The sequence below is a fragment of the Novosphingobium sp. MBES04 genome (assembly GCF_000813185.1).
GTDB classification, from domain to species: Bacteria; Pseudomonadota; Alphaproteobacteria; order Sphingomonadales; family Sphingomonadaceae; genus Novosphingobium; species Novosphingobium decolorationis.
Genome location: NZ_DF850489.1, coordinates 943,213 through 961,841 on the forward strand (window position 1 = coordinate 943,213; position 18,629 = coordinate 961,841).

General features: G+C 65.4%; 9 protein-coding genes and 1 pseudogene. 7 read left to right on the forward strand and 3 right to left on the reverse strand.

Translation table 11 applies throughout. The features are described from left to right. Positions 1-172 precede the first annotated feature (172 nt). On the reverse strand, positions 173-1,096 hold the full coding sequence (locus MBENS4_RS18055) for a hydroxymethylglutaryl-CoA lyase (RefSeq protein ID WP_039393402.1): 924 nt from the start codon (positions 1,094-1,096) through the stop codon (positions 173-175). A 363-nt stretch (positions 1,097-1,459) separates the two neighbouring features. Here MBENS4_RS18055 and MBENS4_RS18060 point away from each other — a divergent pair, with 363 nt between their 5' ends. Both MBENS4_RS18060 and MBENS4_RS18065 read left to right on the forward strand, forming a co-directional pair. Further along, positions 1,460-3,916, forward strand: coding sequence for a TonB-dependent receptor (locus tag MBENS4_RS18060; protein WP_039393404.1), 2,457 nt, complete (start codon positions 1,460-1,462; stop codon positions 3,914-3,916). Positions 3,917-4,036: 120 nt separating this feature from the next. Then, positions 4,037-4,714, forward strand: coding sequence for a GntR family transcriptional regulator (locus tag MBENS4_RS18065; protein WP_039393405.1), 678 nt, complete (start codon positions 4,037-4,039; stop codon positions 4,712-4,714). Here MBENS4_RS18065 and MBENS4_RS18070 read toward each other — a convergent pair. Both MBENS4_RS18070 and MBENS4_RS18075 read right to left on the reverse strand, forming a co-directional pair. After that, positions 4,711-6,264 (reverse strand): MFS transporter, encoded by a 1,554-nt coding sequence (locus MBENS4_RS18070; RefSeq protein WP_052322513.1) that lies wholly within the window; start codon positions 6,262-6,264, stop codon positions 4,711-4,713. The two genes, MBENS4_RS18065 and MBENS4_RS18070, sit on opposite strands and share 4 nt — an antisense overlap. Positions 6,265-6,397: 133 nt before the next feature. Beyond that, positions 6,398-7,434: pseudogene (locus MBENS4_RS18075) on the reverse strand (LacI family DNA-binding transcriptional regulator). Between the two features lie 356 nt (positions 7,435-7,790). On the opposite strand from MBENS4_RS18075, the gene MBENS4_RS18080 reads away from it, so the two are divergent. From MBENS4_RS18080 to MBENS4_RS18100, 5 genes are all read left to right on the forward strand, one after another. Next, a complete protein-coding gene (locus MBENS4_RS18080; RefSeq protein ID WP_039395405.1) occupies positions 7,791-10,487 on the forward strand; it encodes a TonB-dependent receptor in 2,697 nt (898 codons plus the stop codon). Between the two features lie 146 nt (positions 10,488-10,633). Next, positions 10,634-12,475: an alpha-amylase family glycosyl hydrolase gene (locus tag MBENS4_RS18085; RefSeq protein WP_084592228.1), complete on the forward strand. Its 1,842-nt coding sequence runs from the start codon at positions 10,634-10,636 to the stop codon at positions 12,473-12,475. Positions 12,476-12,527: 52 nt separating this feature from the next. Continuing rightward, positions 12,528-14,186, forward strand: a complete 1,659-nt coding sequence (locus MBENS4_RS18090) for an alpha-amylase family glycosyl hydrolase (protein WP_052322515.1) — start codon at positions 12,528-12,530, stop codon at positions 14,184-14,186. A gap of 2 nt (positions 14,187-14,188) precedes the next feature. After that, positions 14,189-16,255, forward strand: coding sequence for a glycoside hydrolase family 97 protein (locus MBENS4_RS18095; RefSeq protein WP_039393412.1), 2,067 nt, complete (start codon positions 14,189-14,191; stop codon positions 16,253-16,255). 249 nt (positions 16,256-16,504) lie between these two features. Next, entirely contained in the window at positions 16,505-18,304 is a 1,800-nt protein-coding gene (locus tag MBENS4_RS18100; RefSeq protein WP_039393413.1) for a DEAD/DEAH box helicase, read from the forward strand. The last annotated feature ends 325 nt before the right edge of the window (positions 18,305-18,629 follow it).

Genomic DNA, 18,629 nt, shown 5'->3' on the forward strand with positions numbered 1-18,629 from the left:
GGTGCCGCCAACGTCGACACCCAAACGATAGGTCATGTGTTTCACCTTGTTCGAAGACTATGCGCCAGCGAATAGGCCGCAAGTCGGGGGAATATGAAAACGACTGGCGCACAAACATCCGCCAGGCGGAGGCTGGTCCCGCCTATCGGATAAGTTGGCGCCGCCGCCACGCTCAGGCCTCGGCGGTTTCGACCGGCTTGGGAAAGGCGGGTGCGCGGGCGACCATGGACGGCAGGGTGCGCTCCATGACCGTGGCAAGCCACTGGTTTGCGTCGACAAGCTTGCCAAGATCCATGCCGGTCGCAACGCCTGCGCGGTGGAGCATGTAGACCACGTCCTCGCTGGCGACGTTACCGGCCGCGCCGGGGGCGAAGGGGCAGCCGCCAAGGCCGCCGAGGGCGGCATCGACGACGCGTGCGCCCGCTTCCACCGCCGCCCAGACATTGGCGATGCCGGTGCCGCGGGTGTTGTGGAAATGGACGCGCACAGGGGTAGGGCCGATCGCTTCGCTGACGGCGCGCACGAGGCGGGAGACGTGGGCCGGATCGGCGACGCCGATGGTGTCGGCCAGCGCGATCTCGACCGGGTTGGCCTCTGCCAGCTTGCGGGCCATTTCGACGACGTGCTCCTCGGCGATCTCGCCCTCGAAGGGGCAGCCGAAGGCCGCGCCGATGGTGGCCTGGCCGCGCAGGCCCGCATCCTGGGCCATGGCGATGAGGCCTTTGGCGGCGTCGACCGATTCGAGGCTGGTCTGGCCCTGGTTGGCGATGGCGAAGCGGTCCGAGGCGACGCAGACGGCACCGAGTTCGTGGATGCGTCCCGTGGCGATGGCGCGCTCGCCGCCCTTCGCGTTCATGACGAGGCCTGTGTAGAGAACGCCTTCGACCTCGGGCAATCCCGCGCAGACCTCGGCCGCATCGGCCATCTGGGGCACGCGGCGCGGGTTCACGAAGCTGGTCACCTCGATGCGGCGGGCACCGGCGTCGATGGCGCGGCGCACCAGTTCGAGCTTGTCCTGGGTCGAGATCAATGTCTTTTCGTTCTGCAGGCCGTCGCGCGGGCCTACTTCCATGAATTCGATCGACTTTACCGTCACGCGGTTCGGGCCTTTCCTTGGCTCAGGACCGGGGAGGGCCTGGAGCGCATTGCATGTGCGGAGCGGTGGGTGGGGCGGGCGAAGGCTGGTGGCTGCCTTTCGTGCCTTCCGCTGGAGGTGTTTTCAAAACTGTACACGAAATGGATTTCGCGGTCCAGATGCCAGTGCCTGTCGCGCGCATTACCTTGCTGTAAATTGCGTCATTAGGGCTAGGTGCGATGTTTTGCGAATGATGCTTGAATATTTTTGTGTACAAACATGTAAATCGCAGTCACCTTGATGCCGCCAAGAGCCGAAACCGGCCGGGCGCTCGATGAAATGTTTGCAAAGTAAGACAATTCGAGGTTCAGGGGAAATCATCAGATGCAGCACAAGAAGGTAATTCTTCTCGCAGGTGTCGCGCTTGGCGTTGTGGGCGCCAACCCGGTCGCGGCGCAGTCCACCTCTTCGGGAGCGGAACTGGTCGGCAATCAGATCACCGTTACCGCGCGACGCCAGAACGAGAGCCTGAGCGACGTGCCCGCCTCGGTCACGGTGCTGACCGGCGCGGACCTGGAAGCCAAGGGAATCGTGACGACCGAGCAGGCGATTGCGGCAACGCCGGGCGTTACGATCGTCTCCAACGCCGCGCAGGTCGGCGATGCGCAGATCAATATCCGCGGCGTCAACGGCGCGCGTGATGCGGAGAACAACGTCGCGCTGGTCGTTGACGGCATTCTCAAGACCAACACGGCGGCGGTCAACCAGTACCAGGGCGCGCTCCAGCAGTTCGAGATCCTCAAGGGACCGCAGGGCGCCTACTACGGACGCGGCGCAACCGCGGGCGTGATCGTGATGACAACGAAGAAGCCCTCGGACCGTCTCGAGGCCGAAGGGCGTGCCTATTGGGCGACGCAGGACAGCAAGCTTCTGGAAGGATCGATCTCGGGGCCGCTTGGGAACAACACCGGTTTTGTCCTCTTCGGCCAGTACCGCGCGACCGACGGCTTCTACACCAACACCGGACCCGATCCGCGCACGCGCGGCAAGACCATCGACCAGTACGAAGGCTGGGGGCTGGGCGGACGTCTCGTTTCCGAGCCGACGGACCGGCTGAGCCTTGATGCCAAGTTTCGCTACAACAAGATCGAGGCCGCGGCGCTCAACTACAACGCGGCTTTCGAGATGCCCGACTTTGCCAGCGCGCTGGGCATCCCGGAATACTACCAGAACGTGAACACCGCGCGTTTCGAGTGGCAGCGCAACGTCCCCTCGATAGACACCCTGCGCACGATCGAGGCCTCGCTCAAGGCGGACTACGCCTTCGATGGAGCGAAGCTGACGACCTGGGTGTCCTTCTCGGACATCGACGAGACATTTTATGCGGACACGACCGCTGCCTCGTTCGGGCGCTTCAACGGCCAGGCCGCGTGCATCGCCTCGACTGCGGCGCTTTACGATGCGGGTGTGGTGTTGGCACCTCCGCTCTATCTGGCGCCGACGCCCGGCGGCTCGACGCTTGGCGCCTATAGCCCGACCGCCTGCGACGGTATTCAGGTGACCTTGCGCGACCAGCGCGACATCAGCGCGGAGATCCGGCTTGCTTCGGACACCGGTGGGCCGCTGCAATGGTCGGTCGGGGCCTATTACCTCCACATCAACCGCCACTATGCGACCGCGCTCAACGAGGATGACGGTGGGCCGGTCAATTCCAACCTCTACAATGCGCCCGGCACACCCAACCAGACCTCGCAGCTCTTCAACGACCGCTTCAAGACCAATGTCTACGCCGGTTTTGGGTCGCTGGAGTGGAGCCCGACGCAGGCACTCACCTTGTCGGGTGCGCTGCGTTTCGACCGCGAGGAGCGCACCGTCACTCCGCTCGTGCCCGATGTCCTCGATCCCATCACCGGGACCTCGATCAATCCGGGCTATGAGGTGGGCACGCTGGAATTCCAGAAACGGGCCTACGAGCAGCTCCAGCCCAAGGTCACCTTGCGCTACGAGTTCACGCCCGACATCAATGTCTATCTGGACTATGGTGTGGGCTTCAAGGCGGGCGGCTTCAACAGCCAGGGCAGCGCCGCGCTGATCGACACCTATTACAATGATCTTCTCGGCTCGAACCTCGCCATTGACGATGATTACAAGAAGGAGGTGAGCCACGCGCTGGAGGCGGGCTTCAAGATCGGCCTGGCCAATGGCGATGTGCAGATCAACGGTGCAGTCTACCGCAACATCGTCGAGGACATGCAGTTCTTCGAGTTCTACACCGGCACCTTCGGGATCTTGCGCGTCGTCTCCAACATCGACAAGGTGCGCCTGATGGGGGCGGAACTGGGCGTGGTGTGGAAAGTCGCTCCGGGCTTCACGCTCGATGCAGGCGGCAACGTCCTCGACAGCAAGATCATCACCAATTCGGTGCGGCCCGATACCGAAGGGAACAAGTCGCCCTACTCGGCCGACTATACGCTGAACGTCGGGGCCTCGGTGATCCAGCCGGTCAGCGACCGCGTCGACTTCACCTTCCGTGCAGACTACCGCCTGACCGGGCCGACCTGGTTCCATGTCGTGCAGGATCAGCAGCGCCGCACGATCTTCGACGTGTTCTACCCCGGGCTAGGCACGGCGGACTATTCGCAGACCCGGCGCGATGCCTATGGCATCGTGAACCTGCGCGCCGGGCTGAAGGGCGAAGGCTGGCACCTGACAGGCTTCGTCAACAACTTCTTCAAGAAGCGCTACCTGGAAGAGGTGATCCCTGCGCCCGAGTTCGGCGGTGCGTTCCTGACGCCCGGCGCGCTGCGCCAGATCGGCGTGGAAGCGGGCTTCAGCTTCTGACAGGGCGCGGTTGGGCGGGCGGCGCGCGCACTTTACGCGTTGCGCTGCCCACCCACCCGGCGCTAGGGAGCCTGACTGTTTACCCAGAGGAATGCCGGGCGCACGCTCCGGGAGTTGAACATGGCCAAGACATCAGAGCAGGTATATCGCCAGATCCGTGCAGGTATTCTGGCGGGCGATTTCGAGCCGGGCATGTTCGTGCCCGAGGACGAGTTCGCGAGCTACTGTGGCACCTCGCGCACGCCTGTGCGCGAGGCGATTGCGCGGCTTGTCTCCGAAACGCTGCTGCAGCGCTCCGGCACGCGGCGGGTGTTCGTGCCGCTGTGGTCCGATGGCGAGGTGGAGGAACTCTTCACTCTGCGCGCCAAGCTCGAGGCGCACTGCGCCGAGCGCGCGGCCGAACTGATCACGCCTGAGGAGATCGCGGAACTGCGCACCCACGCCGACTTCATCGATGCGGCGCTGGGCGGCGAGGCCGACATCCCGGGCTTCGTCGAAGGCAACCGGCGTTTCCACGCGACCTTGCTGGCGGCGGCGCGCTCCGAGCCGCTGAACCAGATGATGCGGATCATCGTCAACCAGGTGATCATCCACCGCACGGCCGAGCGCTACACTGTCTCGGACCTTGAACAGAGCCAGCGTGACCACCGCGACCTGATTGCGGCCTTCACCGCGCACGATGTCGCCTGGGCGGGCGCCATCGCGCGCAACCATATCCGCCGCGCCGCCCATGCCTATCGCTTGCGCGCGAACGAGGCCGCGACACGCGGCGCGCCGTGCGCCGAGGACATGGACTAGGGCGCCGCGCGGGCCTGGTCGGGATCGACGCGAAGCGCAAGCAGCGCGGCGAGAGCCAGCGTTCCCGCAGCAAAGGCCATCGTCCAGATCGGCGCCTGGGGGAAGAAGGCCTTCATCACCGTCCCCATGACCGTCGCGACGAGCAGTTGGGGCAGGACAACGAAGACGTTGAAGAGACCCATGTAGACGCCGAGCTTGGCTTGCGGCAGGTGGCTGGCGAGGATGGCGTAAGGCATCGCCAGGATCGAGGCCCAGGCGATACCGATGCCGATCTCGCAGGCGATCAGCCAGGTGGGATCGCGCACCACGAGGAAGCCTGCAAAGCCCAGCGCGCCTGCGAGCAGGCACAGCGCGTGGGTGCGCACCTTGCCCAGCCGGGCGGAGAGGAGCGGGAGCAGCAGCAGCGCGGCAAAGGCCGCCACGCCGTTGTAGACCGCGAAGAGCACGCCGACCCAGTTGCCCGCCTCCTGGTAGGCCGGATCGAGCGGCGAGGCGGCGCCGAAATGGGTGCTCGCCACGACCGGTGTCGTGTGGATCCACATGATGAAGAGCGCCGACCAGCTGAAGAACTGGACAAGGGCCAGGCGCTTCATCAGGGGCGGCATTCCGGCAAAGTCACCCACGATCCCTGTGAGCATCGAGCTTTCCTTGCCCTGCCGTGCGCGCCGGGCCGCGAGGTTTACCGCGAGGCCATAGGCGGCAAGCAGCGCGGCGAGGAGGTAGACTTCCTTTTCGAGGCTCCAGTGCCAGACGGCGAGAGCCAGCGCGGCGCCAAGGCCGATCCAGGCCAGCCCCGTTGTGGGCTTGCGTGCCGCAAGCGCGCCCAGGGTTGCGGACTGCGTGACAACGTCTTCGCTACCCGCAAAGGCGCGCATGTCCTCGGGTGCATATTCGCGGGTGGACAGGACGGTCCACAGCACGGCGATGACGAGCAGGGCCGCGCCGGCCTGGAAGCTGATCCGCACCGTCTCGGGGATCGCGCCGTCTGCGGCGACATTCGCAACGCCCAGGTGATCGAGGAGGTAGGGGAAGAGCGAGCCCACAACCGCGCCTGCACCGATGAAGGCGGTCTGCACGCCATAGCCCGCTGTGTGCTGGTCGCGGCGCAGCATATCGCCGACGAAGGCCCGGAACGGCTCCATCGAGACATTGAGACTGGCATCCAGTGTCCAGAGCAGGAGGGCCGCCATCAGGAGGCTCGTGCTGCCGGGCATGGCCAGCAGCGAGGCGGCTGCCAGAAGTGCGCCTGCCAGGAAATAGGGCCGCCGCCGCCCGAGCCTGCCGAGCCAGGTGCGGTCCGAAAGGTGGCCGATGACGGGCTGGACGAGGAGGCCCGTCAGCGGCGCGGCCACCCAGAGTGCGGGCAGGTCATCGATGGACGAACCCAGCGATTGGAAGACCCGACTCATGTTCGCGTTCTGCAGCGCGAAACCGACCTGAATGCCGAAGAAACCGACGCTGATGTTGCACAGGCCCAGCCAGCCCTGCCGGGGCTTTTCCGAGAGTGTGGTGGCCTCTCCGGGCAATTCGGCCTCGCCGCCTGTAGCCATCCGGCCGTCCTTTCCCATCTTGTCTGCCGATGGTCTGCCACCGTGCGCTTCAGGCCCATGGCCTTTGCACGAGCCGGGGCCTGCGGCAATCACGCATACGAATACGCGGCCCACTTCTGGGTCCGTTTCGAAGCTAACCGGGCATCGTGCTTTCACGAACGATAAGCCGTGTGCCGATCAGCGGGGAGGGCGGCGCGCGCTCCTCGATCCGGGCGAGCAGGGCATCGATCAGCCGCTCGCCTGCCGCGCGCATGTCCTGGGCGATGGTGGTGAGGCCGGGCGAGGCCATGGCGGCGGCGGGCAGATCGTCGAAGCCGATCACGGCCACGTCCTCGGGGATGCGCTTTCCCGCAGCGCGCAAGGCCGCCATGGCGCCCAGCGCAATAAGGTCGCTGGCCGCAAAGACCGCGTCGAACTGGGTGCCCGCATCAAGGATGTCCTGCATGGCCGCGCGGCCAAGGTCTTCGTGGCTGATCGTGTCGCGCCGGAGGGCTTCGTCGGGGGCGATACCGGCCGCATCGAGCGCTCGCACAGTCCGCCATAGCGGTCTGCGAACTCGGGGTAGTGCTCATCCGCCTGGCCGAGGAAGGCAATGCGGCGATGCCCCTGGTCCAGCAGGTGCTCGCCTGCCATTCGGCCCGCCTGCACGTTGTCCGAACCGATCGCGGCGCCAAAGGCCGGATCGTCGACCGCCCCCCACCGCACGAAATGCGTGCCATGCTCGACTAGGTCGCGCAGGCGGCTGCGGTAGAGTGTGTAGTCGCCATAACCCAGCAGGATCAGCCCGTCGGCGCGGTGGCTGTCGAGATAGCGCACGTGCCAGTCGTCCTCCATGCGCTGGAAGGAGATGAGCAGGTCGAGCCCGCGCTTGGCGCTGTGCCGCGTGATCGCGCCGAGCATGGCGAGAAAGAAGGGGTTGATCTTGGAATCGCCCGGGGTGTCTTCCTCGAAGAAGAGCAGCGCGATGGTGTTGGTCCGTTTCGAGCGCAGCGAGGAAGCATTCTTGTCGACCGAGTAGTTGAGTTCGCGTGCGATGGTTTCGATGCGCTTTCGGGTCGCTTCGCTGATCGATGGGCTGCCGCGGAGCGCCCGGCTGACGGTCGGCTGCGAGACGCCCGCCCTATAGGCGATGTCAAAGCTCGTCGGCCGGTTGGAAGGCTTGCGCCCCATGTAGTTCTCCCTCTCCCCTGGCGCTCTCATGCTGCGCACAATCGCGGCGTTCGGTCGGGCCTTGTGGCGCGGATTTCCGGGCGATCACGCAGTCTTGCGTATGTTGCCCGGGTGCCACGGCGCGAGGCCCCGTTCGCTCTACGTATACGTATGCCATATTATGCGTAACCAATCCCGCGTCTATGCCGAAGGCAGGAAATGAGTCGCGCCGTCTTCGAAGCGCACTCGCCCTTGGGAGCGGACGCCGCAATCGGTCTTCAGAACCGTCACGCGGTAGTGGGAGGTAACAGGGAATGCATTTTCGTACGTATACTGCGAGCAAGGTCGCGATTTCACGGGGCGCACTGGTCGCCGCGATGCTGGCCGTCATGCCCGGCACGGCGCTGGCGCAGGAGGCCGCCGAGCCGCTCACCGAGGAAGGCGCGATCATCGTCACCGGCTACCGCGCCAGCCTGGCCAGCGCGGTGGGCGAGAAGCGCGAGGCCGAGCAGATCGTGGAATCGATCTCGGCCGAGGACATCGGCAAGCTGCCCGACGCTTCCATCGCGGAATCGATCGCGCGCCTGCCGGGCCTGACTTCGCAGCGCGTCAACGGGCGCTCGAACGCAATCTCCATTCGCGGCTTTGCGCCGGACTTCTCGACCACGCTTCTCAACGGGCGCGAACAGACCTCGACCGGCGACAACCGCGCGGTCGAGTATGACCAGTACCCGTCCGAGATCGTCAACGCGGTCAATGTCTACAAGACACCGATGGCCAGCCTCATCGGCCAGGGTCTCTCCGGCACGGTCGACATGCGCACGGTCCGCCCGCTCGATGGCACCAAGCGCATCGTCAGCGTCGGCGCGCGCGGGACCTACACCGATCAGGGCAAGCTTAATGCAGGGTCCTCGGACACCGGGTTTCGCATGAACGCGCTCTATGTCGACCAGTTTGCGAACGACACCCTGGGCATCGCGCTTGGCGCCAGCTATCTGGATGAGCCCTATCAGGTCGAGGAATTCAACGCCTGGGGCTACGCCGATGGGCCGGACGGCAACCGCGTGATCGGGGGCTCGAAGTCCTATGTCACCTCGACCAAGCTCAAGCGCCTCGGGCTCAACGGCACGCTGCAATGGCGCCCGTCTCCCAACTTCACCTCGACACTCGATGCGTTCTATTCCGACTTCAAGGACGACCAGTTCAAGCGCGGGATCGAGCTGCCGCTGTTCTGGTCGGGGGCCTCGCTTCAGGACGACTACAGCGCCTCGGACGGTCTCATCACGCAAGGGGCCTTCGACGATGTGAAGGGTGTGCTGCGTAACGACGCGTTCCAGCGCCACGCCAAGCTCTACTCGTTCGGGTGGAACAACACCTGGAAGGGCGACGATGGCTGGAACGCCGTTGCCGACGTCAGCTACTCGCGCACCGACCGCAACGAACTCGTGGTCGAAACCTACTCGGGCACGGGCCGCGCGGGTGAGGGCGCGACCGACACCATCGGCTTTTCCAGTTCCTCGGGCGGGACGGTGTTTACCCACCTGCTCGACTATGCCGACTACGATCTGATCCAGCTGACCAGCCCGCAAGGCTGGGGCGGCACGCAGATCGGGCCGGACGGGACGACCATCACCGGCGGGCAGGACGGCTACTACAACGACCGCAAGATCCGGGACGAGCTGTGGCAGCTGCGCCTCGAAGTCGCCAAGGAGATTGATCGCGGGCCGCTGCGTTCGGTCCAGGCCGGGCTCAACTACACCACCCGCTCCAAGCGGCTGGTGCCCGAGGAGTATTTCCTGGGCCTTGCCGCCAACACCGATGGCACGGTCTCGGTCCCGATCCCCGAGGACGCGCGCCTGGGCGCAACCGACCTCGACTATCTGGGGCTGGGCTCGATGGTCAGCTACGATCCGGTCGCGCTGGTCGATGCCGGGCTCTACAACCTTGTGGCCAACCCCTACGGCGATGTCGTGGTCAAGGCCTACGCGATCCGCGAGAAGATCATGACCGCCTATACCCAGGCGAACATCGATGCGGAGATCGGCTCGGCGCATCTGACCGGCAACGTGGGTGTGCAGGCCAACTGGGTCGACCAGAACTCGAAGGGGGCGACGGCGGTGTACCTGGGAACCAACGCCAATGGTTCGCCCGACATTGGCGCTTCGGAGCGCAACGAGAGCACCGACTACCTTGATGTGCTCCCCAGCCTCAACCTCTCGCTGCGTTTCCCGAGCGATTTCGTGATCCGCTTTGCCGCCGCGCGCGAGATCATCCGCCCGCGCCTTGACGATATGCGCGCCTCGCTCAGCTGGGGCTACACCGTCACGGGTGACGTGGCGCAGGTGACCGGCTCTTCGGGCAACCCCGATCTTCGCCCCTGGCGCGCCAACGCCATCGACCTCACCTTCGAGAAGTACTTCGCGAGCAAGGGCTACATCGCCGCGCAGTTCTACTGGAAGGATCTCAAGAGCTACGTCTACAATCTGGACGTGACGGTGCCCACCTCGGCGCTGGCGTTGCCGAGCCCGGGCGATGGCATCACGATTGCGCCCTATGCCCAGCTCAATGTTCCGGTGAACGGGGAGGGCGGCAAGCTCTACGGCGTGGAAGTGGCGACGACACTTCCCTTCGAAACTTTCGTCGAGGCGCTGGAAGGCTTCGGTGTGACGGGTTCTGTTGCCTATACCAAAACGAAGATCTCGCCGGTGCCGGGCGGCGCTTCGGAGGACCTGCCGGGCTATTCCAAGTGGGTGGCCAACGGCACGGCCTACTTCGAGAAGGCAGGCTTCAGCGCACGCGGTTCGGTGCGCTATCGTTCGACCTTCGTGGGCGAGGTTTCCGGCTTCGGTGCGGCGCGCGTGCGGCGCCGTGCGGCCTCGGAGTTCATCGTCGACGGGCAGCTGGGCTACGAATTCCAGCCGGGCAGCGCACTGGAGGGGCTCTCGCTCTACCTCCAGGGGCAGAACCTGACCGACGAGCCCTTCATCACCGCCAATCCCGGCGATGCGCGCCAGGTGATTGATTACCAGAGCTATGGACGCCGGTTCCTCGCCGGGTTCACCTACAAGTTCTGACCGCTTCGGCAGCAAGGCCCGGACTGGCTCCTCCCGGACCGGACCTTGCGGCCACACCTCGGGGGTGGGACTGTCCGATTGAACGTCCCGGCCGGGCCCACCCCTGACCCGCTTTTACCCCCGCGATCTCTTTCGAGGAGGCCACGATGATCCGAGCCACGACGCTGGCCCTTGCGGCTTCAAGCCTGGCACTGCTGTCCAGCGCTGGGCATTCACGGGACGCGGAGCCGTCCGACGCGCTGGCCGCCCTGCGCGCGCGTGCGCCCGAACAGGAGGTGATCTACTTTCTCCTGCCTGACCGCTTCGAGAACGGCGATCCCGCTAATGATCGGGGAGGGTACGCAGGGGACAGGCTCGCGACGGGCTTCGATCCGGCTGACAAGGGCTTCTATCATGGCGGCGACCTGGCGGGACTGACTTCGCGGCTGGACTATATCCAGGGCCTGGGCGCCACCGCGATCTGGGTCGGCCCGGTCTTTCGCAACAAGCCGGTGCAAGGCGCGTCGGGCCAGGAGAGCGCCGGCTACCACGGCTACTGGATCACCGATTTCACGACACTCGACCCGCACCTTGGCACCGAGGCCGAGTTCGCCGCCTTCGTAAAAGCGGCCCATGCGCGCGGCCTCAAGGTCTACATGGACATCATCGTCAACCACACAGCCGACGTGATCACCTATACCGATGGCGAAGAGAACGGCTATGCCTACCGCAGCAAGGCCCAATATCCCTTCTCGACCCGAGGCGGGGTTCAGGGGGCGCCGATCAACCCGGGCTTTGCGGGCGACCACGATCGCGCACCTGCCAACTGGGCGAAGCTGACCGATCCCGGTTTTGCCTATGCCCCGCGCGTGCCGGAGGGCGAACGCGCGGCGAAGACCCCGAAGTGGCTTAACGACCCGATCTACTACCACAACCGGGGCGACACCGACTGGACCGGGGAGAGCGCGCAGTACGGCGATTTCATCGGCCTTGATGACCTGGCGACCGAACATCCGCGCGTTGTCGAGGGGATGATCGAGATCTACGGCGCCTGGATAGATCGCTATGGCATAGACGGCTTCCGGATCGATACCGCGCGTCATGTAAATCCCGAGTTCTGGCAGGCTTTCGTACCTGCAATGGAAAAGCGGGCGCGAAAGGCGGGCATTGCCAACTTCCACATCTTCGGCGAAGTCGCGACCGAGCGTTACGACCCGGCGTTGCTCGCGTCCTGGACCCATGCGGCCGATTTTCCCGCCGTGCTCGATTTCGGCCTGATGTACGCGGTGATCCATGCTCTTTCGGCAGGTGGCGGCCAGGCTGACCTCGCCCGGATGCCGATGGACGATACGCTCTATGCGGGTGGAGTCGAAGCGGCCAAGCGGCTGCCTACGTTCCTGGGCAACCACGATGCGGGCCGGATCGCCATGCTTCTGGAGAAGGCCAACCCCGGCATCTCGCGCGAAGAGCTTCTTGCGCGGGTGACGCTCGCCCACGCGCTGCTGCTGAGCTTGCGCGGCGTCCCCACGATCTATGCAGGCGACGAGCAGGGCTTTGTCGGCACCGGCGGTGACAAGGAGGCGCGCCAGGACATGTTCGCCTCGCAGGTCGCCGCCTTCAACACGCAGGACCTGCTGGGCACCGACGCGACAAGCGCTGAGGCCAATTTCGATACCACGCATCCGCTCTATCGCTTCATATCGCAGATGGCGCAGCTGCGTGCGCACACGCCAGCTCTGCAGAGCGGCGCGACACGGCTGCGCGCGGCGTCCGAAACCGCCCCCGGGCTCTTTGCGGTCTCGCGCTTCGATCCGCGCGATGGCCATGAAATTGTTATGGTTTTCAATACTTCGGGGCAGGCGTTAGAGGCTGTGGTGGCAGTCGATCCAAACTCAGTGCAGTTCCGCGAGATTGCGGGCCACGGCTGCGTTACAAAATCGATTGCAGCGGGAAGTCTCGCCATCACGCTGGCCCCCTTCGGCTTCGCCCTGTGCGAGGCTCGGCGTTAGTTTCTGGCGGACTTCGGCGCACAGTGACATGCGAAAAGGGATACTGCGCAGCATGACGAGCCCTGTGGCAAATCAAACCGACCGCGAAGCTGGTGCCTGGTGGCACGGTGCGACGATCTACCAGATCTATCCGCGCAGCTTCCTGGACAGCAACGGCGATGGCGTGGGAGACCTCGCGGGCATCACGCAGCGCCTCGACCACGTGGCGCGCCTGGGTGTCGAGGGGATCTGGATCTCCCCGTTCTACACCTCGCCCATGGCGGACTTCGGCTATGACATCGCCGACTATTGCGACGTCGATCCGATCTTCGGGACGCTCGCGGATTTCGATGCCCTGGTCGCGCGCGCCACAGAACTGGGCCTCAAGGTCATCGTCGACCAGGTCTACGCGCATACCTCCGATGCGCATCCCTGGTTTGTCGAGAGCCGGGCCTCGCGCCGCAATTCGCATGCCGATTGGTACGTCTGGGCAGACCCCAAGCCCGACGGCTCCCCGCCCAACAACTGGCAGTCCGTGTTCGGCGGTCCGGCCTGGTGCTGGGACGCGCGTCGCGGGCAGTACTACCTTCACAATTTCCTGAAGGAGCAGCCCCAGCTCAACGTCCATAATCCCAAGGTGCAGGAAGCGCTGCTGGATGTGGCGCGCTTCTGGCTGGAGCGGGGCGTCGCGGGCTTTCGCATCGATGCGCTCAACTTCACGATGCACGACCCGCTGCTGCGCGACAATCCGCCTGCGCCCGATACCGGCGAGGTGCGCACACGGCCCTTCGATTTCCAGCTTCAGGCCTACAACCAGTCGCACCCCGATATCCCGCAGTTCATCGAGCGGTTGCAGGCGCTGATTGCCAGCTATCCGGGCACTTTCTCGCTCGCCGAAGTGGGCGGGCGCAACGCACTGGCCGAGATGCACGAATTCACGCGCGGACCCGACCGGCTCGACAGCGCCTATGGCTTCGACTTCCTCTACGCACCGGCGCTTACCCCGGCGCTTGTCCAGCAGGCGCTTGAGGCCTGGGACGGGCCCGAGGTCGGCGGCTGGCCGAGCTGGGCCTTTGAGAACCACGATGCGCCGCGCGCCCTCTCGCGCTGGTGTGCCGATGAAGACGCGCGCCCCGCGTTCGCCCGCCTGAAGGCGATGCTGTTCTTCGCGCTGCGCGGCAATCTCATCCTCTACCAGGGCGAGGAACTCGGGCTGCTCCAGGATGAGGTCCCCTTCGACTTGCTGCAGGACCCGGAGGCCATCGCCAACTGGCCGCTGACCCTGTCGCGCGATGGGGTGCGCACGCCGCTGCCCTGGCTCGGGGACGATGTGCATGGGGGCTTCACACAAGGGGGATACCCGTGGTTGCCCCTGAGCGGCCAGAACCTCGCGCGGGCCGTTGATGGGCAAGAGGCCGATCCGGCCTCGCAGCTCAACCTGACCGTGCACGTGCAGCAGATCCGCAAGGCCTCGCCCGCATTGCGCGAAGGGGGCTGCGCCGTGCTGCTCGCCGATGCGCACCGGCTGGTCCTTCGCCGCAGCCACATGAGCCAGAGCGTGCTCGCGGTGTTCAACTTCAGCGAAGCCGCGCAGCCTTGGCCGGAGGATCTGACCGCTGCCGGCAATCTGCTTGCACATACCAATTTCGACGCCGCCCTATGGACAGGCGAGGGGCGCCTTGACGAACTGCCCCCGCACGCGGCGATCTGGATCGAAGAGGGAGAGAGATAACGATGAAACCGCTGCGCCTTCTGGCCGCCGCCGGACTGGTTCTTGCCACCTGCCATGGGATACGCGCAGGAGCGGCTGAGCCCAAGGAAGTTTCGGCCAGTTCGCCCGATGGAAGCCTGGTCCTTCGGGTGACGACCGACAACGATGCCCGGCCGGAATGGTCGCTCTCGCGCAAGGGTAAGCTCCTTGTCGCGCCCAGTCGGCTGGGCTTCGTCCTGGCCGACGGTCTTCCCATGGTGCGGGGTTTCTCGATCACGGGCAGCGAGCGGGCACAGGGCGAAGAGACCTGGGAGCAGCCCTGGGGCGAGCGCCGCTTCGTGCATGACCGTCACAACGAGGTGCTGGTGCGCTTCGTGCAGTCCGAAGAGGACGGCGCGCGGCGGATGAACGTCCGTTTCCGCCTCTTCGATGACGGCATCGGTTTTCGCTATGAACTGCCCGAGCAGCCCGCGCTCAAGACCATGCGCATCGCCGAGGAAGCGACCGGCTTCACCATCGCGCCCAAGGGCGAGGCCTGGTGGATCGCGGGTGGGGAATGGAACCGCTACGAGCAGGTCTACCAGCACACCGCCATCGACGCGGTGTCCACGGCGCACACGCCGATCACGATGAAGCTGGAGGACGGCACGCACCTCTCGTTTCACGAGGCGGCCCTCGTCGATTACGCGGGCTATCGCCTACGCCGGGCCGATGGCCAGAGCTACCGGACCGAACTTGCCCCGTCCGCCAATGGCCCCGCCGTCGTGCGCGATCTTCCCTTCGCAACGCCCTGGCGTACGATCCGCATTGCCGAGGATGCGGCGGGCCTTGTCGAGAACGACCTGGAACTCAACCTCAATGAGCCCAACAGGCTGGGCGATGTCAGCTGGTTCGAGCCGGGACGGTACATCGGCATCTGGTGGGGCATGATCCGGGGCGACTGGACCTGGGGCGAAGGCCCGCGCCATGGCGCCACCACCGCCCGCACCCGGGCCTATATCGATTTTGCCGCCGAGAATGGATTCCGGGGCGTCCTTGTCGAGGGATGGGACAAGGGCTGGAACGGCAATTGGTTGGGGCATGGACAGGACTTCAGCTTCACCAGGGCCGTGCCGGACTTCGATATCGACGCGGTGACATCCTATGCCCGCAGCAAGGGCGTGCGTCTCATCGGGCACCATGAGACAGGCGGGAACATCGCCAACTACGAAGCCCAGCTCGACGATGCGATGGCGCTTTACGAGCGGCTGGGCGTCGATGTCGTGAAGACCGGATACGTGACCGACGCAGGCGGGATCATCGCCGACACCGACCGTTATGGCGAAGCGTCCGGCGCGGTGCGCACCGCCTGGCACGACGGCCAACGCATGGCGAACCACTACCTCGACGTGGTGAAGGTCGCGGCACAGCACCACGTGGCCGTCAACACGCACGAGCCGATCAAGGACACCGGCCTTCGCCGCACCTGGCCCAACTGGGTCTCGCGCGAGGGCGCACGCGGCATGGAATACAACGCCTGGGGTGCCTATGCGAACGGGCCGGATCACGAGCCGACGCTGGTCTACACCCGTATGCTGTCCGGTCCGATGGACTTCACCCCCGGCATTCTAAGCCTCACCGGCGCCGAGGGTGTGCCGCTCGCTTCCACGCTGGCCAAGCAACTTGGGCTCTACGTCACGCTCTATTCGCCTATCCAGATGGCGGCGGACTTCATCGAGGAACTGGAGAAGCACCCGCGCGAGATGGACTTCATCTCGAGCGTGCCGACCGACTGGTCGGAAAGCCATCTCCTCGCAGGCGAAGTGGGCGATTATGCGGTCCTTGCCCGCAAGGATCGCAAGAGCCCGCGCTGGTTCGTGGGCGGGGTCAACGATGCAACGCCGCGCACGGTGCGCGTGGATTTTGATTTTCTCGATCCGGGGCGGACGTATACGGCAACGATCTGGAAGGATGGCGAGGGCGCGTCCTATCTCGATGAAACGCGCCATTCCATTGCCTATGATACGAAGACCGTGAAGCAAGGGGACAGCCTCGACATGTGGATGGCTCCCGGCGGCGGTATGGCCGTGCGGCTGGAGCCAAGTTCCTGAAATCTGGTGCCGGGAAGGGGAAAGGGGGGCTCCTTTCTCCTTCGAGTGGGCGGGGCGTGCGGTTCATTTCCGGCACTCGGCCCGGCGCGGAACGGGACAGCCTCGATAAAAAATCGCCCGAAAACGAAATTGGGGCGCGCATTGTGGCGCGCTTTCGTCTATGGGGGCGCCGACTGTTTGCCCGATGTGCGGGCCAGCTTCCCGAATCCCCCTGACCGAGAGGCCGCTTTTTGGCGGCATGAACCGTTGATGCCTTCCAATTTTGAACACCTCCCCGAACCTCTTGCAGCCGCGCTGACCGGCCAGGGCTATGAAAAGCTGACCGCCGTGCAGGAGGCTGTCTGCGAAGGGGAAGCGGAAGGCCGCGACCTTCTCGTCTCGGCGCAGACGGGCTCGGGCAAGACGGTGGCGTTCGGCCTCGCCATGGCCGAGCAGATGCTTGCGGTCGAGGACCTGCCCTATGCGCGCACGCCGCTCGCACTGGTCATCGCCCCGACCCGCGAACTCGCCCTGCAGGTCAGCCGCGAACTGAGCTGGCTCTACGCCCCCACCAACGCGCGTATCGTGACGTGCGTGGGCGGCATGGACCCCGTGGCCGAGCGCAAGAAGCTGGAGAAGGGCGCCGCGATTGTCGTGGGCACCCCCGGCCGTCTGCGCGACCACCTTGAGCGTGGCAAGCTCGACCTCTCCGAGCTGCGCGTGGCTGTCCTCGACGAGGCCGACGAGATGCTCGACATGGGCTTTCGCGAAGACCTTGAGGAACTCCTCGACGCGACCCCGGCCGAGCGCCGCACGCTGCTCTTCTCGGCGACCATGCCGCGCGGCATCGAGCAGCTGGCACGCCAGTACCAGAACAACGCGCTGCGCATTTCGACCGTGGGCGAAAGCCGCGGCCACGGCGACATCGCCTACCAGGCGGTGACGGTGTCTCCCTCGGACGTCGAGAACGCGGCGATCAACATCCTGCGCTTCCACGAAGCCGAGACCGCGATCCTGTTCTGCGCGACGCGCGACAAGGTGAAGCACCTGCACGCGCAGTTGGTCGAGCGCGGCTTTTCCGCCGTGGCGCTTTCGGGCGAGCACTCGCAGAACGAGCGTAACAACGCGCTCCAGGCGCTGCGTGACAAGCGTGCTCGTGTGTGCGTTGCGACCGACGTCGCCGCGCGCGGTATCGACCTTCCCACGCTGACCCTCGTCGTCCACGTCGAGATCCCGCGTGATGCCGAGACGCTCCAGCACCGTTCGGGCCGTACCGGCCGTGCGGGCAAGAAGGGCACCGCCGTCCTGCTCGTGCCGCATTCACGCCGTCGCCGCGTTGAATACATGCTGCGCGATGCGAAGATCCCGGCCGAGTGGACCGAAGTTCCCGGCCCCGAGGTCATTCGTGCCAAGGACCGTGAGCGCATCATCGAGGCGCTGACCGCGCCGCGCGAGATCACCGAGGACGACCGCGAGATCGCCCGTGCGCTGATGGAGAAGGTTCCGGCCGAAGACCTCGCCGCGGCTCTCGTCGCTGCGCAGCGCGAAACGATGCCGCAGCCCGAGGAACTCCTCGGCAAGGTCGAGAAGCCGGGCCGTGGCAAGCGGGGCGAAGGCTTCGAGGACGCTGTGTGGTTCCGCATGAACATCGGCCGCAAGGACCAGGCCGAGCCGCGCTGGGTGCTCCCGGTCGTGTGCCGTCGTGGCCATGTGTCGAGCGATGTCATCGGCCAGATCCGCATTCTCGTGCATGAGACCTTCGTCGAAATCCCGGCCGCCATGGCCGACCGCTTCGCCCAGACCGTCGAGAAGACCGCCGGTTCGGAAGACGATGACTTCGAGAAGGCCATCCGCTTCGAGCGTTCGGCCGCGCCGCCGCCGGGACGCCCCGGTGGTTTCCGCGGTGGTCCGCGTGGCGGCAACGACGGTCCGCCGCGCAAGGCCCGTCCGTTCAACGGTGGCGGCAAGCCGCCGCGCCGCGACGGTCCGCGCCGCGAAGGCCCGCACCGCGGCGCCTCGAGCCACGGTGGCCACGGTGGCGGCCCGAAGGGCAAGAGCCGCCGGGGCTGATCGCCGCCGCGCGCACTTGAGGAAAAGAAGAGGGCTGGACCACGCGTCCGGCCCTTTTTCGTTGTCAAGCGTCGGACAGGTCTTTGTCCAGCGCTGGTAAACGTGCGTTCTCAGCGCCTTGATCCAGAACACTTTAGGCAAGCGGTGATGGTCAGCGAGTAGACACGTGCAGGAACAGGAAGGGTATTTCTTCAAGGGGTTATTACCCCTTGACCCCAAAATCGGCGACCTCACCTTTCGAAGCCACGGCAGCGTGCGAAAGGTGAGGTAGACAGTTTGGGGAGCCCGAGGGCGATGGCCCTCGGAATTTCTTCTTTTAATTATA

Coding starts and splice junctions, on each gene's coding strand:
- MBENS4_RS18060 (WP_039393404.1), top strand. CDS start 1,460: ATGCAGCACAAGAAGGTAATTCTTCTCGCAGGTGTCGCGCTTGGCGTT.
- MBENS4_RS18070 (WP_052322513.1), bottom strand. CDS start 6,264: ATGGCTACAGGCGGCGAGGCCGAATTGCCCGGAGAGGCCACCACACTC.
- MBENS4_RS18085 (WP_084592228.1), top strand. CDS start 10,634: ATGATCCGAGCCACGACGCTGGCCCTTGCGGCTTCAAGCCTGGCACTG.
- MBENS4_RS18100 (WP_039393413.1), top strand. CDS start 16,505: ATGCCTTCCAATTTTGAACACCTCCCCGAACCTCTTGCAGCCGCGCTG.
- MBENS4_RS18065 (WP_039393405.1), top strand. CDS start 4,037: ATGGCCAAGACATCAGAGCAGGTATATCGCCAGATCCGTGCAGGTATT.
- MBENS4_RS18080 (WP_039395405.1), top strand. CDS start 7,791: ATGCTGGCCGTCATGCCCGGCACGGCGCTGGCGCAGGAGGCCGCCGAG.
- MBENS4_RS18095 (WP_039393412.1), top strand. CDS start 14,189: ATGAAACCGCTGCGCCTTCTGGCCGCCGCCGGACTGGTTCTTGCCACC.
- MBENS4_RS18090 (WP_052322515.1), top strand. CDS start 12,528: ATGACGAGCCCTGTGGCAAATCAAACCGACCGCGAAGCTGGTGCCTGG.